Genomic DNA, 26,854 nt, shown 5'->3' with positions numbered 1-26,854 from the left:
GGCCAGTCCACAGCGCCCATCTACCAGCAGCGGCCTGCCAGCTCTTCGCCTGGTTGGAGATAGCAGCCTCACCGAGCCATTCCCCCGGCAGCCAGCTCCCACTGCTTCGTTGGCGCTCCCCCCCGTGCCACAGGCGCTTGTTCGTTGGCCTCAACTTCAATTAAACGGCCATTTCCAAGCTGCCAGCGCGCCACATTGTCGAACCCGGCAAGGTCCCTGTGGCACGCCAGCACGCAGCAGCCGCCACGTGACAGGTACCAGTTAAGCAGCTTGATGCAGGCCATGAGACTCTGTTCATCCAATCCGGCAAAGGGGTCGTCCAGCAGCAGCAACCTGGGCTCGGTAATCACCAGTGCCGCCAGCAGTACCAGATGCTGTTGCCCCCAGGAAAGCTTGTGGGGTGAGACCGCCGCCAAGTGCTCAATGGCGAGAAACTCCTGCACCCAGGCGACCTGCGCCTCATCCAGCCCACGACGCCTGATGCTGAAGCTCAGCTCTTCCAACACCGTCAGTTCAAACAATTGCCGACAGGGGCGCTGCAGCATCAGCGCCACCTCACCCGAGGCCGTGTTGGGAATGCGGCCGTCGAGTTTCACCGGCAATTTCACCCCATCCTGCAAACCGGCAATCGCCTTGAGCAGAGTGCTCTTGCCACTGCCGTTGTCGCCGAGCAGCAACCTGATGTCACCGCTTCTGAGTACCAAAGGTGTATCCAGCCTGAATAAAAGACGACCCTCGGGCGGCGCGGGTGCAAACCTGGCAGACAGAAACCCTTTACGGCCAGAACTGCCTCTGCCGCGCTGATTCTGGGTTGGGAGTACCAACTCACAGGGTGCCAGGGTCAGGCATTTGCGCCCCCCACTCTGGCTTGGGTTGCAACGGCAAAATAGGTCTGCCCGCCGCGCTTCGGACGCCTTACGGGCGCCAGCCGGTTGTAAACGGCCTTGCTCCAGCATCCAATGAAAATCCAGCAATCCGGCAAAGGCCGCCGGGTGATGCTCGGCAATGATCAGTGCCAGGCCGTCGGCTTTGAGGCGGGCCAGTGTCACCATCAATTGGCCAACACCCTCGTCATCCAGCTGTGCCCAGGGTTCATCCAGCAGCAAGACTCTGGGGTTCAACACCAATTGGGAGGCCAACATGACCCGGTATTTCTGCCCGAGCGACAGGGTTTCTATGGGGGTATCCAGCGACAGCTCCAACCCCACTCTGATAAGGGCGGCTTTCACTGCTGCAGGCATATCGTCGGCAGCCACACCATGGTTTTCAAGCCCAAAGGCCACTTCGGCGCCCAGGGTTCGGCGCAGCAGCTGCACCTGAGGGTCTTGCATCACCAGCGCGACCAGGGCTTCCGGCTGACGCACCATCACGCCCACAAAGGGGCGTTCATTCAAACCGGCAATCAGCGCCAAAAGGCTTGATTTACCGCTGCCCGTTGGCCCGCTGATGCAATGGCACTCGCCGTCGTGAATACGCAGCGACAGGCCATCAAACAGGCGCTGCCCTGGACCATGGCCAAAGCCAAGGTCCTCGAGGCTGACGAGCGGAGGCTGTGTCACAAGCGCCAATCCATACCGATAAACCACTGGCGGCCCGCCTGGGGCAGAGACTCACTCTCGGCGTAATTTTCGTCCAGCAGATTGGTGGCCCTTATGTAGAGCGCCAGCTTATCATCGTAAAACGACTGCGACAGCTTGAGGTCAAGCAGGTCATAGTCGGGCAGGTCACGCTCGACCATGATCTTGCCGCTGCGCTCGAAATAGATCTGATCCATCACCTTCTGCCAGGACAGGTGCACCCGGGTATCGGTTTCGAAGCGATAGTCCAGGGTCAGGCCGTACTGATGGCGCGGGCGATATTGCAGCGCTTCGGTGCTGTCCGGCGTTTTGTCTTCACTGTCGAGGAAGCTGTAGCTCAGTGATACATCCAGTGCCTGCAATGGCGATATCAACAGCCGCGCATCCACACCACGGAAACGATAGTCACCCAGGTTGGCGTAGATACCATCAGTGTCTTTGGCGATGTACTCATCGGCGCGGGTTTCGTAACCATAAACCTCAAAACTGCCGAGGGAGAAGCCCTGTTCCAGCCCCAACTCCCAATGCTCTGACGTCTCAGCGGTCAGCTCGCCGTTACCCGCAGAAAGTGAATACAGATTTTCCATGGAGGGGAAGCGCACCTTGCGTGCCGCCGAGGCGCTCAGGCGTGTTTGAGACAGCGCCTGCCAGTACAGCGCGGCCATCGCCGAAGGCTCATCCACAGAGGTATCGCCATCACGCTGGTACCAGGCACCGCCAAAGGTTGCACCCCAGGTATCCCGCTGATATTGGTACTCGGCTGCGAGACTGTACACCCAGGCACTGTCGTCAAAGCCCGTTTCAGTGGGTACGCCGCTGCTTGAACCCGCACCGGAGCCGCTGCCGGAGCCGCTGCCGGAGCCGCTGCCGGAGCCACTACCGGAGCCACTACCGGAGCCACCGCCCGAACCACCGCCTGAGCCACTGCCTGAACCACTGCCGGAGCCGCTGCCGGAGCCTGAATCAGACGTTGAATATTGGGTCGCCAATTCGTCCCAGCGCTGTTCTTCGGCGCCGGCACCCAGAGTAAGGAGGCTGTGGCGACCAAGCTCTGTGATCAGTTGCAGATTCAGCCCCTGCACCGTGGACTCGCCGCGCTGCTGGCTGTCGAGGTCACTGAAACTGATGTCGGTGTAGGCTGACTCCAGGGTTTCGGTACGGTTGTAGTAGCCATAGCCCCTGAGCGTCATGCCGTTGCCAAAGCGATGGGCCAGGCCCAATTGACTGCTGGTATTCTGGTAGTCATCCACACGTTCATACTTGGCGCGTCCAGAGCCGCTGCCGTCACGACCCGGCTTACCCCACTCGCCCTCGCGCAGATTAATGTTGGCAGTGAGCTGCGTGGCATCTGACAGCCAGTAGCTGCCCTGGGCGTAAAAATTATCCACTTCCTTGTCGGCGTTGAGGCGATCACCTGCGGGTTGATTGGGCGCTTCCTGGTAATCATCCGACAGCGGCCAGCTGTCGCGCTTTTGCTTACCCGCACTGACAAAGCCCTGCCAGTTGTCACCACCGCCACCCAATGCCACGTCAGCGTTGAGGGTATCCGAACCGGCAAACTCCAGCTTGCCGGATACCTGAGCATCGTCGCCACTGCGGGTAATCACGTTGATTACGCCCCCTGCACCACCCGGGCCATAGAGCACGGAGGCCGGGCCCACGGCAATATCGACGGCGGCAATCTGGCTGGTTGGGATCACACTCGGGTCGAATTGGCCATCGACGGCACTGGCAGCCGGCACCCCGTTAATCAGCAGGGTGACGTGGCGGGTTTTAAGACCACGGATATCGATTCGGGGTGTACCTTCACCACCGGTACGCACATGGATGCCGGGCACAGTCGCCAGCACCTGATCCAGCGTTTGCGCGCCACTGTCGCGAATGTCCTCGGCATCGATGCGCCAATGGGTGGTTGCCAGCGCTTCGGCGGTGGGCTGTTCACCGCGAACCACAATCACATCGGCAATATTGAGCAGAGGGTCGCGGGTCTCGCTGGCGTGTCCCAACAAGGGGAGCAGGGAAACTGACAGAAGCGAAAGTGCGAAAACGGGAGGTTTGATTGTCATTCTGATTCTTCGTTGGCGTAGGAATAGCGTCATTTCAAAGAGCTGCCGAATCAGGCTCAAGCAAAAGAATGACAAAATCTGCCCCCGATCGACCTATTGGCAATATTTCCGAAGACGTCTTGGGTCAATTGGACATTTTGTCTGACTGTTTTTTGCAATCTGGGTCAAAAGGAGGCAGATCACAAAGCGCGGCAAATTTGCAATGTGTCGCACAAAATCAGCAAAGACTCATATAGCTTTTTGGCACCATTCACAGCTTGGGTTCTGGACGATTGACACCGGCACCCATGCTATTTAACGTTGGGTAACAACAATAAAAGCAGTGTGTTGTATTACAACCGGAGACCCTTTTTTGTCAGTCATGTCCCTGCCCGATGCCTTGCTGTCACTCGAGGCAAAGATTCAACATCTCAGCACTACCCAGGGCAGTGAGCCCTTGGTGCAGCTGACAGAGGCAGTCCCTGCCTTGCCCTTGATATCCTGGCTGGCTTCTCAGGAGCTGTATCCCAGGATCTATTGGCATGGCCGTGATAAAGAAGAAGAGGTGGCAGCCATAGGTTGCACCTGTGATTTCTTCTTTGATGACAGGGTGGCCGATCAGCAGCTGGCAGAGGTTTATCAACGTCAGCGCGCGTTGAGTTATAACCAGAATTTCCGTTATTACGGTGGTGTAGCCTTTGACCGTGAAGTGGAAGGCTGGCCGGAGTTTGGCCGGGCCCGTTTTGTACTGCCCCGTATTGAGCTGCGCCGCAGTGGCAAGGAATTCAAACTGCTGCTTAACCTGAATTTTGATGGCAACGACAGACTTGCCGAGTGTCAGGCCGCGCTGCAGGCCCTGAGGTCGCTGAAGCGTCCCAAGCCCCTGACACCACCCGGTAAGGTAAATCTGCTGGGGCGCAGTGAATATCCCGAATATCCCCGCTGGCAACAGTTGGTAGAGCAGGTGACGGCGGATAAATTTAATCGCCACACCCCCAAGGTGGTGCTCTCCCGGCTGTCGCAGCTGGAAATCAATGACCCGGTTGATCCCTGGATGGTGCTGGCCTGCTGGCAAGGCCGCTGCCCAAGCAGCTTCCAGTTTGGGTTTCAATTTTCCAAAGACAGAACCTTTATTTCCTGCTCACCCGAGCGGCTGTATCTGAGGCGGGGGCAAGAGCTTTTCACCGAGGCACTGGCTGGCACCACGCTGCGCGGCCATACCGAGGAAGAAGATGCTCTGCTTGCAAAACAATTGCAGGAAGACAGTAAAAACAGTCACGAGAATCAGCTAGTGCGCCAACACATAGTGGAGCACCTCTCTCCACTGAGCCACTATGTGGGTGCCGAAGAGTCGCCACGTATCTTTAAGCTGCCACATATCCAGCATTTGCACCGTGCCATTCGCGCCGAGCTGAAACCCGGCATCAATGATTTTCAGCTATTGCTTGCATTGCACCCCACCCCAGCCGTTGGCGGTCTGCCAAGACCCAGCGCCTTGAGCTTCATTCGCCAACAGGAAGGATATAACCGGGGTTGGTATGCAGGCGCCTGTGGTTACCTGAATCGCCATGAGAGTGAGTTCTCCGTGGCCATTCGCAGTGCGCTGATTGAGCCGGGACGAATTAACCTGTTTGCCGGTGCCGGTATAGTGGCAGGGTCAGACCCCGAAGCCGAATGGCAGGAGTTGGACAACAAGCTCGCCACCATCCTGTCGATTCTGGTGGAGCTCTGACCTTAACGACCCACCTTTAGGCTTGCATGCTGTGACTGTGTGCCCTGGAGCCTGTCCCGCTATGGGATCAGGCCGAGTTTGCGTTGGGTAGCCTCAAAGAGCCGCTGCTGCAACCCCGAGGCTATCACCTCTTTATGGGCCTCATCGAATCTGAGTTTAAGTGATTCACCAAAGCGGGTATCTGCAAAACCGAAATACACAGCCGCACTGACGACATCATCCACAATCACAAAATTCGGCTCGTTATCCAATAACCTGGCGGCATTTTCCATACCCGGCCTGTAATCGAGCACCGCATCGATACGCCCGTCGTTGAGCCGCTGCAGCATATCCCGCAGGCTGCTGCTTTCTTCGTAGTACATGGGATAAGGAATGAGACGGTCAAAGCCATAGGCTATGTAGGCCTGTACCTTACGCAGGTTTAAGCTCTCCAGCCCTTGCCAATCGCGGGCCATGGCGGGCGTCAGCGCCACATCCACTGTATCCATTTCGACGGCCGCCGCGCTGTAGAGCCCCTTGCGTAAATCGCCCTGGTACACGCCGAGCACTATGTCGGCCTTGTCGTGCTGCAGCAGTTGAATACTGCGGGCGAAGGGCACGACAGTGATCTTGAGTTGCCACGCAGGGGAGGGAAATGCCCGGCGCAGAATTTCAAAGTAGTAACCTTCTCCCTGGGCATTGGCATAACCCATCCAGGCTGCGGTAACCACCCGTACTTCCACCGGCGCCGCCGGTGCTGCGATGCTAAGCACCCAGATTACTGCGCCAAGCCAGACAGATTTCAGTCCCATGCCCAAGTCTCCCCGCCACTGCCGTGCTGCATGCCTGCATCGCCAGTAGTGTTGTCAGAGCATTAAGTGTAGTGGAAGCAGACTCAGGCGGCGATTTTCTGCGCTTTTTCCTTGCGTTCCGGACTACCATTCTTATAATGCGCAGCCCGGCAGGCGACTGAGTAAAGACTCGGCCACCTGCAGGCACCTTTTACAGGCACTATGCGAAAGCGTTGCGCCAACTTGTACCACTGCGGGTTCCCTCACCCCGCCTAACCCAATAAAAAGGCCACAATATGTTGCAGTTATCTCACGCGCAGTACAGGCGCGCCCTCTTGCTGTTGGCTGGATTTCACATTCTGGTTATCAGCGCCAGTAACTATCTGGTTCAACTTCCTTTTCAGCTGTTTGGCTTTCACACCACCTGGGGTGCCTTCAGTTTTCCCTTTGTGTATCTGGCAACCGATCTGACGGTCCGGATTTTTGGCCAGCAAGCCGCCCGTGGCATTATTTTTCGCGCCATGATGCCGGCCCTGCTCATCTCCTATTTTATGGGCGTACTCTTTCATCAGGGTCAGTGGCAAGGCAGCGCGGCCGCGCTGGAATTCAACAGTTTTGTCTTCCGTATTGCCTTCGCCTCCTTTGCGGCCTATTTCGTAGGGCAACTGATGGATATCAGGGTATTTGACCGCCTGCGCCAAAATCGCCGCTGGTGGGTGGCCCCAGCCGCATCGACCCTGATAGGCAATTTGCTGGATACCCTGGTGTTCTTCAGTGTCGCCTTTTATGCCTCCACTGATACCTTTATGGCCGAACACTGGGTTGAGATAGCCATGGTCGATTACGGCTTTAAGTTACTGGTAAGTCTGGCACTTTTCTTACCCGCCTATGGTGTATTGCTGCGCGTTCTGCAGGACAGGATCCTGGCAACAGAATCCAGGCAGCAAACCTGCTGACCCAACTGGCCAGACCTGTTATAATACGGCGTTTTTTTGTTCAGCCGTCGCTGGGCGACGGCATCTTTCCCGGGAGAAAAAGATGTACTCCATTAAGATACAGGCCGTAACTGAACTATCGCTGGCGGACGCCCAAACCGCTGCCGACCTGATGCAACAGATCCCTGAATTTGATGCCCCAGTCAGTGCCAAAGCCATATTGGAACGCCTTGGCGATTCACCAGCCCTGTTGCTGCTTTGCTATGTTGAAGGCGAGCTGGCAGGTTTCAAACTGGGTTATCAAAAGGCACCGGGCGCCTTCTACAGCTGGCTTGGCGGCGTCTTGCCTGACTACCGCAAGCTGGGTCTGGCACAGCAAATGCTGGACGTGCAGGAGCGTTGGGCCACTGAGCAGGGATACAGTGAAATGAGCGTGAAGACCCTCAACCGCTTTGGCGCCATGCTGGCGATGTTGGTGCAAAATCGCTATCAGATCACTGAACTCAATGGCGCGGGATTACCGCTGACCGAGCATAAAATCAGCCTGCAAAAATCGCTGGTGTGAGTAAAGACTGAAAAAAGAGCTTGCAAACGCGATTGATAATGATTATCATTAACTTGCGTTCCAAAACTCATCCTTAACTAAAGCGAATGCTTCGGGTTATGGTGTTCCTGAGTTTGCAAAGCACGACATTGCTCACACACTCATTTAGTGGCCGGGTCCTGGACCCGGCTCTTTTTTTATCTGCCGCATTTACCCATCTGTCCAGTTGCTTGTAACAGCTGCAATCTGCGCCAGGGCGATGCCAAAAACGCCTTCATGCAGTTCCCGCCTTTCCCTTCAGATTGCCGGCGCTCCCCTCTCTTTAGTTGAAGTTGCTGTTGCCAGGGTCAGTTTCGGCGGCAGCAGAAAACAACCAGATTCCGGACTCTGCTCCGATGTGCTCTTGCTGACACGTGGCGTCCCCCTATCTCAGGCGGATGAAACTGACCGTTGGTGTGGCAGGCAGCGCCTGCCATAGCGGCATCTCGGGTGACATCAAGAGCAAATTCACCTTAGATCTGAGAGCGATTGAGTCGGCTCAAGCGGATTCGCTCGCCAATGCAAATACCGAAGACAGGGGAAATGAGTAACGCACTTTGAGTCGGTAAAAGTGCCAACACCTGGACGTATGAATCCAAACGTTGGCTCGTGAAGATGGCTGGTAAAGATGACAGTCTGGCCAAAGAGCGTGTGCAAACAAAAGAGCCACGCAGAAGGCAAAGCAGATAAAAAGTCACAAAAGTGCTTGCATTAAAGATGAGAATGATTATTATTTAAATGCGTTCCAAACTCATCACCGCTCTGCAAGTGGGCCGGTGCCTCCGAGTTAACATGCACGACATTGCTCACACACTTTTGTGGCCGGACCCAGCGTCCGGCTTTTTTTTACCCAATTGGTTTTAAGCCAAACCACCGGCGCCCAGCATCAAACCTTCGTAGGGATTCAAGCCACTCTCTTCCCGTGCCTCATGGTAAAGACCAATGGTAAACAGGGTGCCTTTACCCAGGGTAGAAGTCACTTCTATGGTGCCGCCAATCCGTTTGATGATGCCGTAGCTCAGAGACAAGCCCAAACCCGTGCCATCCGGACGCGTGGTGTAAAAGGGGTCGAAGATACGGCCAAGTTGTTCGGGAGCAATACCACAGCCCTCATCTTCGATTTCAATCTTGACCCCAACCGGCTCATCCTGCACCACCCAGTCGTAAGTGCGGATCCAAATCCGCCCCTTCCCATCCATGGCATGGGCCGCGTTAACCACCAGGTTAATCAAGACCTGCAACAGCTGTGGCCGGTTGATTTGTACCGGACAACTGGCATTGAGCTCCTGATGCAGTACCACCTCTTGCTTCTTGATGGAATGGCGCACCAATACCAGCATTTCTTCGATAATGGGGGTTATCTGGTGCATCTCCAGCGGTGCGTTAAATTCGCCGGGGCGGCTGTACTGCAGCAGGCTGCGAATAATGGTGCTGATGCGGCCCACCTGTTGGATAACCAGGTCGATTTCTTCCTCCACCTGCCCTGCCTTGTCGCCAAGCTCAGAGCGCAGCAGTTCCATATTGCCGAGGATCACTGCCGTGGGATTATTGATTTCGTGGGCAATACCCGCAGTAAGCTCCCCCAGTGCCGTGAGCTTTTCGTTGGTCACCAGCTGAGCACGGGTTTCGTTGAGCAAAGACACGTTACGCTGCAGCTCTTCGGTTTTTTCCTGCAGGCTGCGGGTACGCTCTTCCACTTTTAATTCCAGCTGCTCGGCGGCCGACTGAATTTGGGCATTGCGCCTTTGCAGCAGGTCGAGCATACGGTCAAACTGCTCAGCCAGGTTGGCAAGCTCGTTGTCTTTCTCCAGTCCCAATTCACCGATGCGCACATTACGGCCAGACTGCACCGCCTTTACCACATGATGGATCCGCTCAATTGGCTGCAGCAGGCTATACGCGCCCCGATACACCAGCATGCCGGATACCAACAGCACCAACATGAGTATGGTGCCCAGCTCTATGATGTTAAGCAGGTAGTTATGGATAAAGGGCGCTTCCGAAAAGCCTGTGTATATCATGCCGATACGCTCGCCGCGTACGTCTGTGAGCGGTGCATAGGCCGAGATAAACCAGTCGTTGTACACAAACGCCCTGTCGACCCAGGTCTGGCCCTGTGTCAGCACCTTGTGTTTGACCTCTTCGGATACCAGACTGCCCAGCGCCCGCCCCTTGTCTTCGCCATCCCGGGGGAAGAAGTGCAGCGGCACGTTGGTGCTGATACGCACATTGTCCAAAAAGATGGTGACAGTGCCGATGGAGCGCTCAGGCAGTGTGCCCTTGTCGTACACTAGGTCGCGGATGTGGTCGACAATTCGGGTATCCCGATTCAGCAGGGTGCCGCCGTCCAGATACCAGGCCACTTCACCCTCGTTGTCCACTATGGGCATCAGGCTGCGGCTCAGCATCCCCCGGTCTTCGGCTTCCCTGTCCGGCACATCGGCACGGGGAGTGGGCAACAGTGTCAGCCGGGCTCGCTCGGCCAATGCCGGATCCAGCCGGGCAAGGCGTTTTGATGAGAGCACCATCAGGCCGGTAAATGGCTCGCCGCCCTTCACTTTGGTCAGCAGATGGCGCAGGTCAGGATCGGCGGCGGCACGTTCTACATTGATCAGCCGTAAAAAATCCAAATCCATGGCAAGGCGGCGCTCGGCCAGAAATGCATTAAATTCCGCCGCAAGCTGCTGTTTATCGAGGTGGGTGGCGCGGAAAAAGTTTTGAAATTCCCAGGACTGCAGCAGGTTCTCCAGCTCCTTTTCCTGCCGCCGCTGCACCTGTTCCAGGGTGTTGTTGGCCACCGTGAGGTCGGCTTTTACCTTCATAAACAGCTGCTGGCCGGTGTAGCTGATATTCCAGTAGATGGTGATAAATACCAAACTCACCAGGGTCAGTAAGATTGGCAGCAGAGTAAGAATAAGAATGCGATAGCGCACCTTGGCCTGCATCTGGCGCCAGTTAACACCAAACAATTGGGTGAAGAAGGACATGGTTATTCCTCCTCGTCACTGTCAGTGCCAAACCACTCTTTGAATTTTCGGTCCAGGGTCTTGCGGGACACACCCAAATCACGGGCCGCAGCCGACTTATTGCCGCCATGGGACTCAACCACCGCCAGTACATGATGTTTTTCCACATCCTTGAGAGGCCACTCCAGCGGGAACCCAAACTGGCCCGGTTCGGCTTCCTTGATGGTGGTTTTCCAATATTCTGCCGGTGGCTTTCCTAAAAGGATGCTGCGCTCAATCATATTACGCAGCTCACGGATATTACCCGGCCAGTCGTGCTGCTGAAGGCGGCTTAAGTCTTCGTGGCTCCACACCAGTTCGCGGACCCCCAGCTCCGCCCCAAGCACCCGGGTGAAGTGATGGGTCAACTCGACCACATCTTCGGGCCTGTCTCTCAGTGGGGGGATTTGAATTTCGAGCACGTTCAAACGATAGAAGAGATCGCGGCGGAAATGTCCGGCCTCGACTTCATCGGCCAGCTTGCGGTTGGTGGCCGCCACCACACGTACATCAATACTGACCTCTTTTTCACTGCCCACGGGACGGATGGCCTTTTGCTCCAGCACCCTCAGCAACGCGGTTTGCATCTTCAGCGGCATTTCGCCGATTTCATCGAGGAAGATGGTGCCCCCCGACGCAAAGCTGAACAGCCCTTCACGGGCACCCTTGGCGCCGGTAAAGGAGCCCGCCGCATGGCCAAAGAGTTCACTCTCCAGCAGCTCAGGCGCGATGGCACCGCAGTTGACGGGCACGAAGGGACCCTGCCGGCCAGAGAGTTGATGCAGTTGTCTGGCCACCAGCTCTTTACCTGTGCCCGACTCGCCTTCAATCAGCACCACGGCGTTGGTGGGGGCCACCCGGGCAATGATGTTTTTCACTTCCTGCATGGCGGCGCTGTTGCCAATGATGCTGGAGGAATAGCCAATAGACACTTCGCGGCGCAGCATCAGGTTTTCGCGCTTGAGCAGCCTGCGCTCTATGGCCCTGTCCACCGCTTTTAGCATCTGCTCCAGGTGGAATGGCTTCATGATAAAGTCAGACGCGCCTGCCCGCAGTGCCTGAATGGCCACTTCCATGTCGGCGTAACCCGTCATGAAAATAATGTCCGAGCGCCTGTCTTCATCCGACAGGGCTTCATGCCATTCAATACCGGAACGTCCCGGCAATCGAATATCGACAATGATCAAATCGAAGTGACAGCGACTTCTGAGCTGCTCTGCTTCTTCCACGCTGCCGGCGGTTTCCACCAGGGCAAACTTTTTCGACAGCGCCTTATTTAAAAAGGAACGCATGCCCGGCTCATCATCAACAATCAGCACAGACACGGCAGTAGGCAGAGGTTTAGCAATGGCTTCGTTCTGGTTCATCTTGTCTTCTTCTGGACATTTTGACGCATAATGCGGTCATTCTATCACCGGAAAATGGTCGATAGGTCACTATGGACCAGCTAAAGTGTGCGTTGGGACAATTTGTCTGAAGGTTTTTGTTGCACTTGGGAGCTGCTTCACACTTTGTTGAAAGGATTGTGAAGCAAATCGCTATATATTCTTTGGCACTCAAATTGCTTATTAGGTGTGGCGCTAATTGCCCGCAATACCTGTCGGGCCCGATTTTAAGGCGACGAACTAAAGCCAAGGAGAAAGCATGTTCAACACCAAACATATTCTGGGCGCAGCCCTGACGGCCACCCTGCTGAGCATGACGCCGGTACAGGCCGAGGAAGTGATTAAGCTGGCCACCACCACCAGCACAGAAAACTCAGGCCTGCTCAAAGAACTGCTGCCCACCTTTGAAGCCCAAAGCGGCTACAAGGTACAGGTTATCGCGACTGGTACCGGTAAGGCGCTGGCACTGGGCCGTCAGGGTGACGTTGACCTGGTGATGACCCACGCCCCTGCCGCCGAAGCCAAGTTTGTTGAAGAAGGCTACGGCAGCGAGCCTCGCGGCATTATGGAAAACGATTTTGTGGTGCTCGGCCCCAAAAATGACCCTGCCAAAATCAAGGGCAGCGCCAGCGCCGAAGAGGCCTTTGGTAAAATCGCCGCTGCCGGCGTGCCTTTCATTTCCCGTGGCGATGACTCAGGTACCCACAAGAAAGAACTAAAAATTTGGCAAGCCGCCAATGTAAAACCTGACTTCAAGGGCTATACCTCTGTGGGCCAGGGCATGGGCAAGACCCTGCTGATGACCAACGAACTGCAGGGCTACACCCTGACTGACCGTGGTACTTACATCGCCTACAAGGGCAAGCTGGATCTGGATGTCGACTTTGAAGGCGGCGCCACCCTGGCCAACCCTTATCAGGTTATCTTGATTAACTCCGCCAAATATCCCAATCTGAATCACAAGGGTGCCAAGGCCCTGAGTGACTGGCTGATCAGCGCCGAAGGACAGAAGATGATCAATGACTTTAAGGTTCAGGGAGAGCAGCTCTTCAAGGCCACTTATCGTCAATGAGTCAGAGTTGGTTTGAACTGATACAGCAGGCCTTGGGCCTGCTGTTTTCCCTCGATAAAGATCTCTGGTCGATTATCTGGGTCTCTTTCAGCGTTTCCCTCGCGGCCCTGCTGATCACCCTTATCCCCTCAATGCTGCTGGGCTTTGTGCTCGCCTTTAAGCAGTTCCCCGGCCGTCACTTTGTCCTGAATCTGGTGCAAACCCTGCAATCCATACCCACAGTGGTGATTGGTTTGCTGGTGTATTTACTGCTGACCCGCATGGGGCCTTTGGGCGACCTGCGCTGGCTCTTTACCCAGCAGGGGATGATCCTCGGGCAAATGCTGATCTGCGCCCCCGTGCTGATTGCCATGAGCCAGGCGGCCTTTACCAGCGCCGACAAACGCGCATGGGAAACTGCCCTGACCCTTGGCGCATCGCTGCCCCGAGCCATTCTCATGGTCAGTGGTGAGCTGCGCGGCCCGCTGCTGTTGGCCGTTATCGCGGCATTTTCCCGCATAGTGACCGAGGTGGGCTGCTCCATGATGGTTGGCGGCAACATCGAGTATGTTACCCGTAATATTCCCACCGCCATTGCGCTGGAAACCAGCAAGGGCGACTTTGCTCAGGCCATAGCACTCGGGTTGGTGCTGCTGTTTCTGGCCATTATTATGAACTTTGCCCTGGGGAACCTCAGGGGTAAGAATCAGGTAAGGAGTCACTGATGGCGAGGATCCTTGCCCATGATTTGGGTATTCGCTTCGGCCAGCGGCAGTTGTTTGAGTCGGCTAATCTGACCTTTGCCGAGGGCGATTGCATCTACCTGATGGGTGACAACGGCAGCGGCAAAACCACCCTGATGAAAATTCTTGCCGGATTGCAGGCCCCTTCCCATGGCACGGTAACCGCCCAAGGTTTTCCATCCCGTGGCCTGTGGCAAAAGAACAAACTCCACGGCTGCGCCGTATACCTGCATCAGCATCCGTACCTCTTTGAAGGCAGCGTGCTGGAAAACCTGAACCTTGCCCTTAAACTGGGATGTCTGGAAGACTCCCGTATCGAAAAGGCATTGGACATGGCGCAGCTTGGGCACCTACAACACAGCCAGGCAAGCCATTTGTCAGGTGGTGAGCGCCAGCGTCTCGCCATTGCACGGGCCTGGTTGCTCAGGCCCAGATTGCTGATGCTCGATGAGCCTGTATCCAATATGGATAAGGACTCCCGAGAGTTAGTGCTCGACATGACAGAACAGCTCAAGGCAGACGGCACCGGCTTGCTGATAGCCAGCCACCAGCATGGCCGCTTAACGGCACTGTGCCAACATCATTGGCTTATCCAGGACGGCCGCATACTCACGGGACGCCTTGAGATCAAAACGCCACAACCACAGGAAAACGAATATGTCCTTGCGCATTGATGCCGTCATCCTTGCCGGCGGCCAGGCCCGCCGCATGGGTGGCCAGGATAAGGGGCTGGTAGCGCTCCTTGGCAAACCCATGATTGAACATGCCATTACGCGCATTCAACCTCAGGTTAAGGAGATCCTGATCAACGCCAACCGCAATCAAAACCTGTATGCTCAGTTTGCTGACTGCGTATTCGGTGATGAAGACAGAGGCTTTTTGGGACCGCTCGCCGGCATGGTAACTGCCATGGGCAAAACCCAGGCCGATCTGCTGTTGGTGGTCCCCTGTGACTGCCCTTGCCTGCCCACAGATTTGGTTGCCAGGATGGCGGCAGGATTGGAAGCCGAAGCGGCTGACCTCGCCGTTGCCAGCGATGGCGAGTATGAACAACCCGTGGTGATGCTGCTCAAGCCATCACTGCGCGATTCCATGAAGGCTTTTTTAGCGGCCGGCGAGCGCAAAATTGATTTTTGGTACGCCAAACACAAGGTGGCGGTGGTTTCCTTTGCCGACCAGCCCAATGCCTTCGTAAACGTCAACACGCCAGAGCAAATAGAACAACTATCCAAGGCGCTGACACAGTGATTTTTTGAGGTGAGCATGACGACAGCCTTTCGCAATCCCCTTCCCGTGCCCGTATTGGGATTTTGTGCCTACAGTGGCACCGGTAAAACCACCCTTCTGTTGAAACTCATCCCCGAGCTGAACCGCCGTGGATTAAAGCTGGCTGTCGTTAAACATGCCCACCACGACTTTGATGTGGATATTCCCGGTAAGGACAGCTATGAGCTGCGCAAAGCCGGTGCCCGCCAGATGCTGGTTGCCTCCCACGTGCGCTGGGCACTGATGACCGAAGACGCCCGCGACTCTGACCCCGAACTGCCCCATCTGCTGAACCAAATCGAAGCCGACAAGGTGGATATAGTGCTGGTAGAGGGCTTTAAAAAGCTGTCGCTGCCCAAGATAGAGCTGCACAGAGCCGCCCATGGCAAGCCATTTATTCATACCCAGGACCCGGACATTCTCGCCGTGGCCTGCTGCGACGACACCCAGTTGCCGTCAGACCTGCCAAGACTCGATATCAACAACGTGGCCGAAATTGCCGACTTTGTGCAGCAGTATATTGCCGACTGGTGCCCGGCCACCCCGTCATTGCCTCTGGCGCCCGCTTGTGGCTGCGAGGCCGATATGAGCAAGACTCTGTCGGTCCGTCAGGGGATGGATGCCATTCTTGCCAAAGTCGTCCCTGTCAGTGAAACCGAAATTGCCCCGCTGGACGAACTCGATGGCAGGGTGCTGGCCAGCGAAGCCATTTCGCCGGTGGACGTGCCCCAGCAAACCAACTCGGCCATGGATGGATTTGCCTTCCGCTTTACCGACCCCATGCCAGACTCGCTTTCCATTGTTGGTTCCTCTTTTGCCGGACACGGTTTTGCCGACACCCTCAAGCCCGGTGAGGCCGTGCGTATCATGACGGGCGCGCCGCTGCCCGCCGGTGCCGATACGGTGCAGCCAAGGGAACTTGCCGATGACAGAGGCGACACTGTGTCGCTTCAGGGGAAGCTGGAAGTGGGCCAGCATGTGCGGCTGGCCGGAGAAGACATAGCCAAAGGCGCAGTGGCACTTGGCGCAGGTGAGCGCATCGATGCCGCCGCCACCGGCCTGTTGGCGTCGCTTGGCTTTGACAAGGTACAGGTAAAGCGCCGCCCAAGGGTGGCAGTGTTTTCCACCGGCGATGAGGTGAGCGCCCCGGGAGAGCCCCTCGCGCCCAGCTGCATCTACGACTCCAACCGTTTCACTATCAAAAACATGGCCAAACGCCTTGGCTGTGAAGTGATTGACCTTGGCATTATTGAAGACTCGGAAGCCAGCCTGATGGCGGCGCTTGAGCAGGGTGCGAGCTGCGCCGATGTGGTGATAAGCTCGGGCGGCGTATCTGTGGGCGATGCCGACTACATCAAGACCGCACTGGCAAAGCTTGGTCAAATCGGCTTCTGGCGCATCAACATGCGTCCGGGGCGGCCGCTGGCCTTTGGCGAAATCAATCAGGCACTGTTTTTTGGTTTGCCCGGTAACCCGGTGGCCGTGATGGTGTCTTTCCTGCAGTTTGTGCAACCGGCCCTGCGCAAACTCGCCGGTGAAAATCAGTACCAGCCCAAATTTATTCCCGCTATCACAGACGAGGTGCTCAGAAGCCGTGCTGGCCGAACCGAGTTTTTCCGGGGTATTTACCAGCTGGGAGACGATGGTCAGCTCCATGTCAAAACCACCGGGGCCCAAGGCTCAGGCATGCTGAGTTCAATGGTAAAAGGCAATTGCCTGATAGTGCTCGCTGAGCCCGATGAACAGCTTGCCATCGGCAGCAGGGTCTATATCCAGCCCTTTGCCGATTTGCTCTGAGGCCAGTTAATGTCAGCCCTGTGCGACAGTTTTGGCCGCAAGGTCGAGTACCTGAGGCTATCGGTCACAGACCGCTGTGATTTCCGCTGTGTTTACTGCATGGAAGAAGACCCCTGCTTCCTGACACGGGAGCAGGTGCTCAGCTTTGAGGAACTGGCGCTCATTGGTAAAGCCTTTACCGAGCTGGGGGTGAAGAAAATTCGCCTCACCGGCGGCGAGCCCCTGGTCAGGACCGATTGCACTGATCTGGTGGCGCAACTGGGGCAACTGCCCGGCCTGCAGGAGCTGTCGATGACCACCAATGGCTCGCGGCTGGCCAAACTGGCACCGGCCCTCAGGGCTGCCGGGCTCAAGCGCCTCAATATCAGCCTGGATACCCTTAACTCCGAGCGGTTTGAACAGATCACCCGTAATGGCAAGCTTGAGCGGGTAATAGCCGGTATCGATGCCGCCAAACAGGCCGGTTTCGAGCGCATCAAACTCAATGCCGTTATCCTCAAGGGGCGCAACGACGATGAAGTGCTGGACTTGGTGGACTTTTGTCGCAGCCGCCAGCTCGATATCGCCTTTATCGAAGAAATGCCCATAGGTTTGATGGACGAGCGCGAAACGGCCCGTCACCTGTCCAGCGACCAGGTGCGCACCATCATTGAACACCGTTATCCGCTGACGCTTTCAGACAAGCGAACCGGTGGGCCTGCGCGTTATTATCAGATGTCGGACAGCCCAGTGCATATCGGCTTTATCTCGCCCCACAGCCATAATTTTTGCCACGAATGTAACAGGGTGAGGGTGACGGTTGAGGGCCGTTTGTTGTTATGCCTCGGGAACGAACACTCGGTCGACCTCAAGGCCATTCTCAGAAGCCATCCCGGCGACACAGAAGCCTTGAAAGCCGCTATTCTTGCAGCCATGCCTCTGAAGCCCAAATCCCATGAATTCGATACGGGTGCCGTGCAAATACTGCGCTTTATGAATGCGACCGGAGGCTGAATCTTCAACCTGGGGCATCTCGTGTTACACTCAACGCCAGGGTTTCGCTTGATTTTTTCCCATGGGACTTAAACGCCGCACCTGGAACAACATCATTATCATCGCCAGCATCCTAATGGTCTCGGTGCTGACTTTGCTTGACCAGCGCATGAACAGCCTGCCGGAAGATGCCGCGCCACTCTTTGACGACTCCACGCCCCTCACGGGACTGCAACTGGACGGTGTCGCGCTGGAGCGTACCAATGGCATCTTTGCCTGCGACAGCCAGGTCAGCAACTGTGATGATTGGGGTAATGCCTGGTTAAGCCTTAAGGTCTCAGCCCTGTCTCAACCGCCGGGCCAGCCCACTGGGCCGAGGGAGCTGACTATCCTCATCGGCCAATTGCCCGCACAAACCTGGCTGCTGTTTGATGACGGACTTTTGCAGTCCCCCCAGGGTCACTGGTACCTTATTCCTCCCAGCCTGCGTCAGGCACTCGAACCCCATTTGTCAGTCCAACCCCAATAACCCGCAGTGCGAGAGCAAGATGCCAGAATTACCGGAAGTTGAAGTGACCCGCCAGGGCATTGCCCCCCACCTGGAAGGCAACCGCGTTGAAGCCCTCATTGTGCGTAATGCCAGCCTGCGCTGGCCAGTGCCTGAGCTTGCACAAAACATCGTTGGCCAAACCATTTTGAGCGTCAGACGCCGGGCCAAATATCTACTGATAGATACTCAGGCGGGTACCACCATTGTCCATCTGGGTATGTCCGGCAGCCTGAGGGTGCTGCCGAAGGATACCCCGGTCGAGAAGCATGATCACATTGACCTGGTCATGCAAAACGGTCGGGTGCTGCGCTTTAACGATCCCCGCCGCTTCGGCGCCTGGCTTTGGAGCGAGTTGCCTGAGGCGGCCCACCCGCTGCTGGAAAAGCTGGGGCCCGAGCCACTGTCGGCCGCGTTCCATGCCGATTACCTGCAAGGGGCACTCAAAGGCAAAAAGAAGGCCATCAAGCTGTGCCTGATGGACAACGCCATAGTGGTTGGAGTGGGTAATATCTACGCGAACGAAGCCCTGTTTGCCGCCGGTATTCACCCCGAGGCCGAAGCGGGTAAAGTGGATGCCGAACGCCTTACGCTGCTTACCGCCGAGGTAAAGGCCATACTGGCACAGGCCATCAAACAGGGGGGCACCACCCTCAAAGACTTTACCAACGCCGACGGCAAGCCCGGTTACTTTGCCCAGAAATTACATGTGTATGGCCGCGGCGGCGAGACCTGCACCGAGTGTGGCCACCTGCTGAGTGAAATCCGCCTCGGTCAGCGCACCACGGTATTTTGCAGCCTATGTCAGACAAAATAATTTCATCCGTAATCAGATAAAACATGGCCAACTTGCGTTTTTGAGTTCTTTTTATTCATCTATAAATGCACTTTGGCAGAATGCCAGTTACCGAACGCTGGAGCATTAATAGCCGAGTCTCTATAATGGCGCCCCCGAATCCCACTGACTCACAGGCAAATCCTTGAGCTTTGAATACCTGGCGTTACTCGCCGCTGCCTGCTGGGCCGTTGGCAGCCTGATGTCGGCCACCGCCGCCACACATCTTGGCGCCTTTGCCTTCACCCGCATCAGAATGCTCAGTGCCAGCGTTATGCTCTGGCTGCTGGCGCTGCTCCTTGGCACCTGGCACAGCCTGACGCTGGACAGCCTTTATTTGCTGGCACTTTCGGGACTTATCGGCATTTTCATTGGTGATACGGCGCTGTTTGCCGCCATGAATCGGTTGGGCCCCAGAAGAGCCGGGGTACTCTTTGCCACCCATTCCCTGTTTTCGGCTGTACTGGCCTATTTGTTTCTCGGTGAAACCCTGTGGGGATGGACCCTGTTTGGCAGTAGCCTGCTCATCAGCGGCGTGATGGTGGCCATATTTTTCGGTAAACGAAAAAACGAAGAACATGCCTGGGAAAACGGTAATCAGCAGGTCAAACGCGGTATGGCACTGGCACTCTTGTCAGCCCTGTGCCAATCGGTGTCGACCCTGATGGTCAAACCCCTGATGGAAACGGATATAGATGCGGTGGCGGCGTCGGCAGTGCGCATGAGTACCGCCTTTGTGCTGCATTTCGCCCTGTTGCTGCTGGGCTTTTCCGTTGCCAGGGCCAGAACCCCTGCCACTCCCAAGGTACTGGCACTCACCATCGGCAACGCTGCGCTGTCGATGGTACTGGGTATGACACTGATATTGCAGGCACTGAAACACGGCAACGCCGGCCTGGTAGCGATATTGTCGTCCGTCAGCCCTATTCTGGTGTTGCCACTGCTGTGGTTGGTGTATCGCAAGAGTCCCGCAGTGGGGGCCTGGCTCGGCGCCATCATGACGGTGGCCGGCACTGTACTGATACTGGCGCATTAGGTGCTGGGTCTTTCGCCGGAAGCTACATTATCAAAGCCCCTGAACGGGGCTTTTTCATCCGACGTAATCAGTTGAACTCGAAGTTCACCTGTACCGGGTAGTGATCCGACAGCTCGTTGTAGTAGCCATTGTGATAATAGCGGCCCGAGCTTAAGTTCCAATAACCTTTCAAATACCACCAATACCAGCTGATTTCAGCCTTTGGGTAGCGCACTGACATCGCCGGGTTATTGACTGGCTGCTTGTGGTCCTGATGCCAGAATACGTAGTCGAGGGTATCGTTGTAGTCGAGGCTGTAGTCAAAGTAGTAGGCATTGGCCTTGGTAAACCAGTTATCCCTGGCGCTGAAAGAACCTGTTCCCGGAGTAGTAAAATTCAGCCCGGCATTGATAGTGGCCAGCATGTCGGCCACTTCCTGCTGTTTGCTCCATTCCACATTCATGTCACCACCGATAATGACAGCCTCGGTTGCCGGGATCTGCTCGGCCTCGATAAAAGCCTGAATTTCCCCCAGCTGCCCCAGACGTACCTGATGTTCTTGCGCTGTGTCATCGTCGTGGGTTGCCTGCAGGTGAGTGCCAATCAGGTGGAATCGCTCGCCATTTTTCTCGATGGCGACATAGGCAAATCCCTTGTTGGCATAATAATCCCAACTGCCCTGCAGGCTGTGATTAAACACATGGGCCTTGCGGGTTAATATGGGGTATTTGGACAGGATAACCACGCCGCCACGCACCACCATGGGGGAGTTGGAGCAGTTTCCGGTGAGCGCATCCCAGCCGGTGCCGCTGCAGTTTTCACCCACATTAGCGGTTTGATAAGGGTATAGACCGGCAAGGGAACTCAGTGCCGTTTCCGCTTCATCGTTAAAGGCTTCGCTTACAAGTATGACGTCGGGCTGATCCGACAGCTGTGTCAGCACGGCAGGCAAACGTGCTGCACGATTGACCTGATCCCAATCCTGCACATTGAGCTGCATTATGTTGTAAGCCATCACCTTGAGTGATTCGGCATAGGCCTGAGGTTGCAGGGCAAATATCAGGGTAAATAGCAGTGCATGATGTTTTCTCATCAAGGCATCTCCAGTTTGTGATTATGAGTTATTTGGGTGCTACTCAGTTACTCGGGTAGCGGCCCATACTGGAACACAGCCGAATGTCATTAAGACGTCAGGGAGATGTCATTGAGATAAAGGTTTTATGACTGGCACTGGCACAAAAAAGCCCCGCATGCGGGGCTTATTCATTAGTCCGTCAGCCAATGGCCAGGATGGTCAGTGTGGTAGCGGTAGACCCGTTTGGGTGCATCACAGCTGGCCGCCATGGCTTGGTCATCCAGCAACAGCCAGTTGTCCCTGTGGGCTATGCCCATGCTACGGCCCCTGGACATATCAAAACAGCTCAGGGTTGTGCCTTCGGGAACCAGCAAGTAACGCTTTGGTGCAGAGGCGCCCTCTGTCATCCCCTCGTTCATCCAAGCCCAGGCATTGCGCTCCTGCTCTTCGACGCTCGCCAGGTAACTGAAGTGGGTCACAGACACAGGAGAAAACAGAATGAACTGCTCCTTGAACTTAATCAGCCCAAGCTCGGCATCTTCTCCTATGGTTTCGGCCGTATGTTGCATCAGTTGCTGCGGTGTACGCATGCTATCGAGCAGCATATAGCCCCAGGTGCCCACCAGCAGCCAGCCCACTAATGTCACGGCACCGGCATTGAGCAGCGAGACTTGTTTTCTAAGCCACCACAAACAGGCAAGCCAAACACCCCCTAGCGCCAGCAGCATCATACCTATGCCCGTTAAGTCGTCGGTGTAATCGGCGAGCCTGGCAGCCAGCTTGGGATGATGCATAAGTGCCAGCACACCCGCCAGCAGCAGTACGGCGCCCAATACCCACAATACGCCCTTCACCAAACCCTCAAACCAGCGCCTGGGCTGCTCACCATCGATGATAGCGGCCATAGCCAAACAGGCCATGGGCAGAGCAGGCAAAATATACACGTTGCGCTTGCCCGGGCTCAGGCTGAAAAACACCACCACCAGCAAAACCCAAAGCAGCAAAATAGCAATAACGGGGTCTTGCTTGATGCGCTCAATAACGCGTTTACCATGGGCAATTGCCAGCAGCGGCAGCGGGAACCAGAGCCAGGGAATAACGCTGAAAATAAAGAAATACCAGGGTTTGATATGGTGCCATGCGTTAACGTAACGCTCACCGGTTTGCTTGAACAGGATGTTGTTCATATAGGCCTGGTGCTCAGGCGTGGCATCCAGCCACACCGCCAGCAACATGGGCACCAGCCACAGGGCAATCACACCCAACATCGCCAGAGGCCCGAGGGCAACCCTCCAGCGCCAGGCCTGGTGGGGCAACAGTGCCCTGCCGGTGACCATTTGCCAGCGATACCAGGCCAAAGGCAATAACATCAGCAGTGGTAAGAAGCCCACACCCTTGGTGATAACCCCCAACCCCATAAAGGCCCAGGACGCAAAAAACCAACGCCAATGGGGCCCGAGTACAAAATGCCTCACCAGCCCGTAGCAACCCAGGGTAATCCAGCAGGCCACCATGGCATCTATCTGGGCATTCTTTGCCTGCATCAAAAATTGCGGCACCAACAAGAGCAACAAGGCGGCGTTGCGGCCGACCCTGACGCTCCAGAGACGACAGCCCAAGTCATAAACCAGCATCACTGTCAACAGGCCGCAGAGGGCGTTGGGAATAAGAAAGGCCAGTTTCAGATCGCCAATCAACCAATACACAGCGGCAATGGCCCACATAAATACCGGGGGCTTATCGGGATAAAATTCTCCGCCGCGGGTGGGAAACAGCCATTCCCCGCCCATCACCATTTCCCGGGCCACTTCCACAAAGCGCGGCTCATCGGCGGGCCAGGGCGAGCGCATGCCAATGCCAATCAGCATCACCAGCAGCGTGAGGCTGAAGAGCGCCCAAAACACCCTTTTCTTATCATCATCGGCAAAGAGTCTGAACAATGCTGTCATGGGTATCCTTACGATTCTTCGGCAAATTCATCTACCTGCCGCTTAAGATGGCTGCGGTACAGGTAAGCGCCAATGGCGCTGGAGAGAATAAAGAGCACGACGCTGACCCCAAGCTGGATATGATCCGCAAGGCCAATGCCGGCGCCGGCAAAACTGAAAATCAACATTTGTGGCAGGTAACCCAGGGCACTGCCAAGCAGGAAGCCGCCCACCCCGACCCGGGTGGTGCCGGCAAGGAGATTGGTGAGCAAATTACTGCCCACCGGCAACAGGCGTATCATCAATACCTTAAGCCAGGTTTTTTGAGCCAGCAGTGCCTCAAAGCGTTGCAATCTGTGGCCAAAGCGGCGGCTTAAACTGCTTCTTACCGTGAGTCTGGCAAAATAAAAGCTCATCAGGCAGCCCAGCAAGGTCGCCAGGGTTGAGAAGAGTGCGCCATAGAGGCCACCCATGGCAAAGCCGCACACAAAAGCAATGGCCTGCCTTGGCCCACCCACCGCAGTAAAGAGGCTGCCGGCAAGCAGCAATACCGCCAACGCCTGCACACCGCCCTCTTTGACGAAACGGGCCACCCAGTTGCTGTCGGTGAGATGGTCGAACCATCCCTCCCTGGCGGCCAGCATCAGCAAGATGAGCATTGTCAGGGTGAGAGATAATTTACCGAGCCGTTTCAGGTGGGTCTTCATGGATGATTGTAACCGTCCACCCGCTCCACCTCCGCTATCTTGCCTCTGCGGATAAGCCACATGACGCCCAGCAGGTCGACAATGCCCACCCAGGCACGGTTCCAGGCATTGTATTTGGACACGCCGGCGCCCCTGTCTCTGTGGTTGACTTCGCTGATACGGATTTCGCCGCCAAGACGGCGGATCAGTGCCGGCAAGTACCTGTGCATATGGTTGAAATGGGGCAAGCGCAGAAAGGTTTCACGCGGGAACAGCTTCAGGCCGCAGCCGGTGTCAGGTACCCCATCGTGCAGCAGGGCATCGCGGATACGATTGGCGACTCGCGACTGAAAACGTTTCCAGGCGGTGTCTTTCCGATTCTTGCGATACCCGGCAATACAAAAATGCGGATTAGTGATAGTGCGGGCAATGGCAATCATGGCGGGGATATCGGCAGGATCGTTTTGACCATCGGCATCCAGGGTCACAATCCAGTCACCCTTGGCATGCAACACCCCGGAGTGCACCGCTGTGCTTTGGCCGGTACTCTTGCGGTGACGCACAACACTGGCATTACAGCCACAATCGGCCGCCGCCTGCAACACTTCCCGGCCGGTTGCATCCGTACTGCCGTCGTCAACTACCACTACTTCGAAGTCTGATTGGCCTTCGAGCGCCGCCGCGATTTCTTTGACCAGATTGCCTATGTTTCCGGTCTCGTCTTTCGCAGGAATAACCACTGAAATCATTGAGTCTACTTTCCTTTTTGGCAAAAGCCCACTCGCCAGCATATCGCACGGCTGCCGGAAAGGATACCCATCTAGGTTGTCATAAAAATGACAAAACGCGCCAGATGGCGCGTTTTGTGTTCAGAAATCAGGACACTCAGAATCGATATTCATAACTGCCATACAGGGTGGCATCATTATGGGTATTTGTGTCGAACTCTGAGCGGGAGACAGTGCCTCCAAGAGTTACCATACCTTTGAACATTGGTTGACGGTAAGACACTTCCAGCATCAGCAAATCTTCCTTGGCAAGCTGTGGTACCCACTCACCACCGCGGTTTTTGCCATCTTTGTTAAGCTGGGCATAGCGCAGATAGGCATTTATGCCCTTGCTGTCGCCAAACTGACCTATCAGGCCCAGCACCCAGGTTTCGGCATCACTGTCATAGGTTGAACCCAAAGAACGGCGATAATAGCGCGAGCCGGAAAGATAGGTGGTGTGCTCGTAGAAGCAGTTGAATGCGTTATCGTCACTGCCACAGGCCACCAGGGTATCTGTGTATTCGAGGAACAGCTTGTACTGCTGATCTTTAAATCCAAAACGGGTGTCAACACCCGCCAGTTTGGCACAATCGGCCAAATCCCATGGCATGGGACCGCTGGAGTCTTCGCAGGTACGCTCGAGGTAGAGGCCAACGGGCACATTGAACCATGTATCGGCGTAGCGAATATCCCATCCGGCCATCTGGTTGCCCAAACGCGAGTTCTGAGCCGAATCACAATCTACACTGCCATCGGCACATTCACCGCCGCCCGAAATCGTGTCCCAGAAAGTGCCCAGACCACAGTCCTGGCCTTCACCGCACATCTGCACAGTCCAGGAAGCGCCAATTTCCAGCTGTTGAAAGGGCTTTAAGGTACCGCGAAAATTCCACAGCAGGGTGTCTTCCACCGCGCGATTATCGTTCATCCAGCTGATCCCCGTAGTCAGGGTCCAGGGACCAATCCACGACAGCCAAGGCGTTTCAAAGGCCGCCGCATTGTTGCGACTCAACAGTAACGATGGCATGGGGCGGGCGTTACTGGACTTGTGCAGTGCCGTATCAAATCCGGGCCCCCACCACTGTTCAACCGTACCGGCGGTAAAAACCCAGTTCCCCAATACCAACGCCGCCCAGGAATCATCCAGACGGAAGTCTTTGTCGTCCTTTGCATCATAGGCTGCCGTCGCAGACACCTTGAACGCAAAGCGATTATCCATGTACTCGTGGGAGGCCTTGAGTTCACCCTGCTCACGGTAGTCACTGCCGAAATGTTGGAATCTGGCTTCATCGGTTGCGCCAACCGCTTTGAGTCGTGTGTTACCCCGGTTTTCCACCGCCTGACGATAGTAGTAGTTCACCCTCACATAGGCAGCGGCCAGATCCGGCGTCAGTAATGAGGGCTCGGCTTTATTCAAATCCACCCCAATGCCGGACCACATCAGCGGAAACGTATTTACTGGCATTGTGATAACACCGGCATCGGCCAGAGCCTGAATATCGGCACGCAGGTAGACATCCGAAGAGTCCACCCAGGGTGTGGCCAGAGCCGACGCAGACAGTAGCGCCAAGCTCAGCGCAGATAACGACATGTACTTCATAAAGTCCCTTTTACTTGCGCGGCAGCGCCAACAATTCAGCGGCAACGTCCGGATGTACAAATTGGCTCACGTCGCCCCCGTGGAGCGCCACCTCTTTCACCAGGGTTGAGGAGATGAAAGAGTTTTCTTCAGCGGGCGTCAGGAACACGCTTTCCAGATCCGGGCTCAGGCGACGGTTCATGTTGGCCAACTGGAATTCGTACTCAAAGTCCGACACGGCTCTGAGCCCCCGCACCAACACACTGGCCTGCTGGTCTTTGGCAAAGTCCACCAGCAAGCCGGTAAACCCCACAACTTCCACGTTATCCAGATGAGCTGTGACTTTTTTCAGCAGCTCCACCCGTTTTTCCAACGAGAACTTTGGCTGCTTGGACGGGCTTGCTGCCACACCTATTACCACATGCTTAAACAGGTTGGCGGCCCGCTCTATCAGATCCGCATGCCCATTGGTGACAGGATCGAAAGTACCGGGATAGATGGCTCTTGTATGCATATACAGACCTGTGTCGTATCGAGTTAAGGGTTGATTGCCCAAAG

At 55.9% G+C, this 26,854-nt stretch carries 23 protein-coding genes; 12 read left to right on the top strand and 11 right to left on the bottom strand.

The genetic code is table 11. From position 1 onward, the window contains the following. Positions 1–68 precede the first annotated feature (68 nt). Entirely contained in the window at positions 69–1,559 is a 1,491-nt protein-coding gene (locus tag K0H79_RS00625) for an ATP-binding cassette domain-containing protein (protein WP_220076993.1), read from the bottom strand. Then, complete coding sequence (locus K0H79_RS00620; RefSeq protein WP_220076992.1) at positions 1,556–3,643, bottom strand: TonB-dependent siderophore receptor; 2,088 nt, start codon at positions 3,641–3,643, stop codon at positions 1,556–1,558. Before K0H79_RS00620 ends, K0H79_RS00625 begins: the two co-directional genes overlap by 4 nt. Positions 3,644–3,995: 352 nt before the next feature. On the opposite strand from K0H79_RS00620, the gene K0H79_RS00615 reads away from it, so the two are divergent. Further along, positions 3,996–5,354: an isochorismate synthase MenF gene (locus tag K0H79_RS00615; protein WP_220066304.1), complete on the top strand. Its 1,359-nt coding sequence runs from the start codon at positions 3,996–3,998 to the stop codon at positions 5,352–5,354. A 59-nt stretch (positions 5,355–5,413) separates the two neighbouring features. Here K0H79_RS00615 and K0H79_RS00610 read toward each other — a convergent pair whose 3' ends face one another. Further along, a complete protein-coding gene (locus K0H79_RS00610; protein WP_220076991.1) occupies positions 5,414–6,145 on the bottom strand; it encodes an ABC transporter substrate-binding protein in 732 nt (243 codons plus the stop codon). Positions 6,146–6,420: 275 nt separating this feature from the next. Here K0H79_RS00610 and K0H79_RS00605 point away from each other — a divergent pair, with 275 nt between their 5' ends. Beyond that, positions 6,421–7,080, top strand: coding sequence for a 7-cyano-7-deazaguanine/7-aminomethyl-7-deazaguanine transporter (locus tag K0H79_RS00605; RefSeq protein ID WP_220076990.1), 660 nt, complete (start codon positions 6,421–6,423; stop codon positions 7,078–7,080). A gap of 82 nt (positions 7,081–7,162) precedes the next feature. Continuing rightward, on the top strand, positions 7,163–7,624 hold the full coding sequence (locus tag K0H79_RS00600; protein WP_220076989.1) for a GNAT family N-acetyltransferase: 462 nt from the start codon (positions 7,163–7,165) through the stop codon (positions 7,622–7,624). An 878-nt stretch (positions 7,625–8,502) separates the two neighbouring features. Here K0H79_RS00600 and K0H79_RS00595 read toward each other — a convergent pair. Together K0H79_RS00595 and K0H79_RS00590 are read right to left on the bottom strand one after the other, a co-directional pair. Next, positions 8,503–10,629 carry a HAMP domain-containing sensor histidine kinase gene (locus K0H79_RS00595; RefSeq protein ID WP_220076988.1) on the bottom strand — a complete coding sequence of 709 codons (2,127 nt, stop codon included), beginning with the start codon at positions 10,627–10,629 and terminating at the stop codon, positions 8,503–8,505. A 2-nt stretch (positions 10,630–10,631) separates the two neighbouring features. Continuing rightward, positions 10,632–12,014, bottom strand: coding sequence for a sigma-54 dependent transcriptional regulator (locus K0H79_RS00590; protein WP_220066299.1), 1,383 nt, complete (start codon positions 12,012–12,014; stop codon positions 10,632–10,634). Positions 12,015–12,345: 331 nt separating this feature from the next. Between K0H79_RS00590 and K0H79_RS00585 the strand changes: the two genes are divergently transcribed. From K0H79_RS00585 to K0H79_RS00545, 9 genes are all read left to right on the top strand, one after another. Then, positions 12,346–13,104, top strand: coding sequence for a substrate-binding domain-containing protein (locus tag K0H79_RS00585; protein WP_408733380.1), 759 nt, complete (start codon positions 12,346–12,348; stop codon positions 13,102–13,104). Further along, entirely contained in the window at positions 13,101–13,808 is a 708-nt protein-coding gene (locus K0H79_RS00580; RefSeq protein WP_220076986.1) for an ABC transporter permease, read from the top strand. The genes K0H79_RS00585 and K0H79_RS00580 overlap by 4 nt, the downstream gene beginning before the upstream one ends. Beyond that, positions 13,808–14,500 (top strand): energy-coupling factor ABC transporter ATP-binding protein, encoded by a 693-nt coding sequence (locus K0H79_RS00575; protein WP_220076985.1) that lies wholly within the window; start codon positions 13,808–13,810, stop codon positions 14,498–14,500. Before K0H79_RS00580 ends, K0H79_RS00575 begins: the two co-directional genes overlap by 1 nt. Then, the gene (gene mobA / locus K0H79_RS00570) at positions 14,484–15,074 is read left to right on the top strand and encodes a molybdenum cofactor guanylyltransferase MobA (RefSeq protein WP_220076984.1); all 591 of its coding nucleotides are present in this window, start codon (positions 14,484–14,486) and stop codon (positions 15,072–15,074) included. Before K0H79_RS00575 ends, mobA begins: the two co-directional genes overlap by 17 nt. 15 nt (positions 15,075–15,089) lie before the next feature. Continuing rightward, entirely contained in the window at positions 15,090–16,889 is a 1,800-nt protein-coding gene (locus K0H79_RS00565) for a bifunctional molybdopterin-guanine dinucleotide biosynthesis adaptor protein MobB/molybdopterin molybdotransferase MoeA (RefSeq protein ID WP_220076983.1), read from the top strand. A gap of 9 nt (positions 16,890–16,898) precedes the next feature. Next, complete coding sequence (gene moaA / locus K0H79_RS00560) at positions 16,899–17,882, top strand: GTP 3',8-cyclase MoaA (RefSeq protein WP_220076982.1); 984 nt, start codon at positions 16,899–16,901, stop codon at positions 17,880–17,882. A gap of 61 nt (positions 17,883–17,943) precedes the next feature. Next, positions 17,944–18,390, top strand: coding sequence for a hypothetical protein (locus K0H79_RS00555; protein ID WP_220076981.1), 447 nt, complete (start codon positions 17,944–17,946; stop codon positions 18,388–18,390). Positions 18,391–18,409: 19 nt separating this feature from the next. Beyond that, positions 18,410–19,225 (top strand): bifunctional DNA-formamidopyrimidine glycosylase/DNA-(apurinic or apyrimidinic site) lyase, encoded by an 816-nt coding sequence (gene mutM, locus K0H79_RS00550; RefSeq protein ID WP_220076980.1) that lies wholly within the window; start codon positions 18,410–18,412, stop codon positions 19,223–19,225. A gap of 163 nt (positions 19,226–19,388) precedes the next feature. Continuing rightward, on the top strand, positions 19,389–20,279 hold the full coding sequence (locus K0H79_RS00545; RefSeq protein ID WP_220076979.1) for a DMT family transporter: 891 nt from the start codon (positions 19,389–19,391) through the stop codon (positions 20,277–20,279). 67 nt (positions 20,280–20,346) lie between these two features. Here the strand turns inward: K0H79_RS00545 and K0H79_RS00540 are convergent, their stop codons facing one another. The 6 genes from K0H79_RS00540 to coaD form a co-directional block, all read right to left on the bottom strand. Further along, positions 20,347–21,351, bottom strand: coding sequence for a sphingomyelin phosphodiesterase (locus tag K0H79_RS00540; protein ID WP_220076978.1), 1,005 nt, complete (start codon positions 21,349–21,351; stop codon positions 20,347–20,349). Positions 21,352–21,524: 173 nt separating this feature from the next. Beyond that, positions 21,525–23,282, bottom strand: a complete 1,758-nt coding sequence (locus tag K0H79_RS00535; protein WP_220076977.1) for a glycosyltransferase family 39 protein — start codon at positions 23,280–23,282, stop codon at positions 21,525–21,527. A gap of 8 nt (positions 23,283–23,290) precedes the next feature. Continuing rightward, complete coding sequence (locus K0H79_RS00530; protein WP_408733379.1) at positions 23,291–23,956, bottom strand: TVP38/TMEM64 family protein; 666 nt, start codon at positions 23,954–23,956, stop codon at positions 23,291–23,293. Between the two features lie 8 nt (positions 23,957–23,964). Next, entirely contained in the window at positions 23,965–24,696 is a 732-nt protein-coding gene (locus K0H79_RS00525; protein ID WP_220076976.1) for a glycosyltransferase family 2 protein, read from the bottom strand. Positions 24,697–24,832: 136 nt separating this feature from the next. After that, positions 24,833–26,317 (bottom strand): capsule assembly Wzi family protein, encoded by a 1,485-nt coding sequence (locus K0H79_RS00520; RefSeq protein ID WP_220076975.1) that lies wholly within the window; start codon positions 26,315–26,317, stop codon positions 24,833–24,835. Between the two features lie 10 nt (positions 26,318–26,327). Continuing rightward, positions 26,328–26,810 carry a pantetheine-phosphate adenylyltransferase gene (gene coaD, locus K0H79_RS00515; protein ID WP_220076974.1) on the bottom strand — a complete coding sequence of 161 codons (483 nt, stop codon included), beginning with the start codon at positions 26,808–26,810 and terminating at the stop codon, positions 26,328–26,330. Positions 26,811–26,854 lie beyond the last annotated feature (44 nt).

The sequence above is a fragment of the Shewanella sp. FJAT-52076 genome, assembly GCF_019457455.1.
GTDB classification, from domain to species: Bacteria; Pseudomonadota; Gammaproteobacteria; order Enterobacterales; family Shewanellaceae; genus Shewanella; species Shewanella zhangzhouensis.
The sequence above is the reverse complement of the archived record's forward strand: the minus strand, read 5'-3'. Positions and strand labels throughout refer to the sequence as shown.

Coding starts and splice junctions, on each gene's coding strand:
- K0H79_RS00620 (WP_220076992.1), bottom strand. CDS start 3,643: ATGACAATCAAACCTCCCGTTTTCGCACTTTCGCTTCTGTCAGTTTCC.
- K0H79_RS00610 (WP_220076991.1), bottom strand. CDS start 6,145: ATGGGACTGAAATCTGTCTGGCTTGGCGCAGTAATCTGGGTGCTTAGC.
- K0H79_RS00605 (WP_220076990.1), top strand. CDS start 6,421: ATGTTGCAGTTATCTCACGCGCAGTACAGGCGCGCCCTCTTGCTGTTG.
- K0H79_RS00600 (WP_220076989.1), top strand. CDS start 7,163: ATGTACTCCATTAAGATACAGGCCGTAACTGAACTATCGCTGGCGGAC.
- K0H79_RS00595 (WP_220076988.1), bottom strand. CDS start 10,629: ATGTCCTTCTTCACCCAATTGTTTGGTGTTAACTGGCGCCAGATGCAG.
- K0H79_RS00590 (WP_220066299.1), bottom strand. CDS start 12,014: ATGAACCAGAACGAAGCCATTGCTAAACCTCTGCCTACTGCCGTGTCT.
- K0H79_RS00585 (WP_408733380.1), top strand. CDS start 12,346: ATGACGCCGGTACAGGCCGAGGAAGTGATTAAGCTGGCCACCACCACC.
- K0H79_RS00580 (WP_220076986.1), top strand. CDS start 13,101: ATGAGTCAGAGTTGGTTTGAACTGATACAGCAGGCCTTGGGCCTGCTG.
- K0H79_RS00575 (WP_220076985.1), top strand. CDS start 13,808: ATGGCGAGGATCCTTGCCCATGATTTGGGTATTCGCTTCGGCCAGCGG.
- mobA (WP_220076984.1), top strand. CDS start 14,484: ATGTCCTTGCGCATTGATGCCGTCATCCTTGCCGGCGGCCAGGCCCGC.
- K0H79_RS00565 (WP_220076983.1), top strand. CDS start 15,090: ATGACGACAGCCTTTCGCAATCCCCTTCCCGTGCCCGTATTGGGATTT.
- moaA (WP_220076982.1), top strand. CDS start 16,899: ATGTCAGCCCTGTGCGACAGTTTTGGCCGCAAGGTCGAGTACCTGAGG.
- K0H79_RS00555 (WP_220076981.1), top strand. CDS start 17,944: ATGGGACTTAAACGCCGCACCTGGAACAACATCATTATCATCGCCAGC.
- mutM (WP_220076980.1), top strand. CDS start 18,410: ATGCCAGAATTACCGGAAGTTGAAGTGACCCGCCAGGGCATTGCCCCC.
- K0H79_RS00540 (WP_220076978.1), bottom strand. CDS start 21,351: ATGAGAAAACATCATGCACTGCTATTTACCCTGATATTTGCCCTGCAA.
- K0H79_RS00535 (WP_220076977.1), bottom strand. CDS start 23,282: ATGACAGCATTGTTCAGACTCTTTGCCGATGATGATAAGAAAAGGGTG.
- K0H79_RS00525 (WP_220076976.1), bottom strand. CDS start 24,696: ATGATTTCAGTGGTTATTCCTGCGAAAGACGAGACCGGAAACATAGGC.
- K0H79_RS00520 (WP_220076975.1), bottom strand. CDS start 26,317: ATGAAGTACATGTCGTTATCTGCGCTGAGCTTGGCGCTACTGTCTGCG.
- coaD (WP_220076974.1), bottom strand. CDS start 26,810: ATGCATACAAGAGCCATCTATCCCGGTACTTTCGATCCTGTCACCAAT.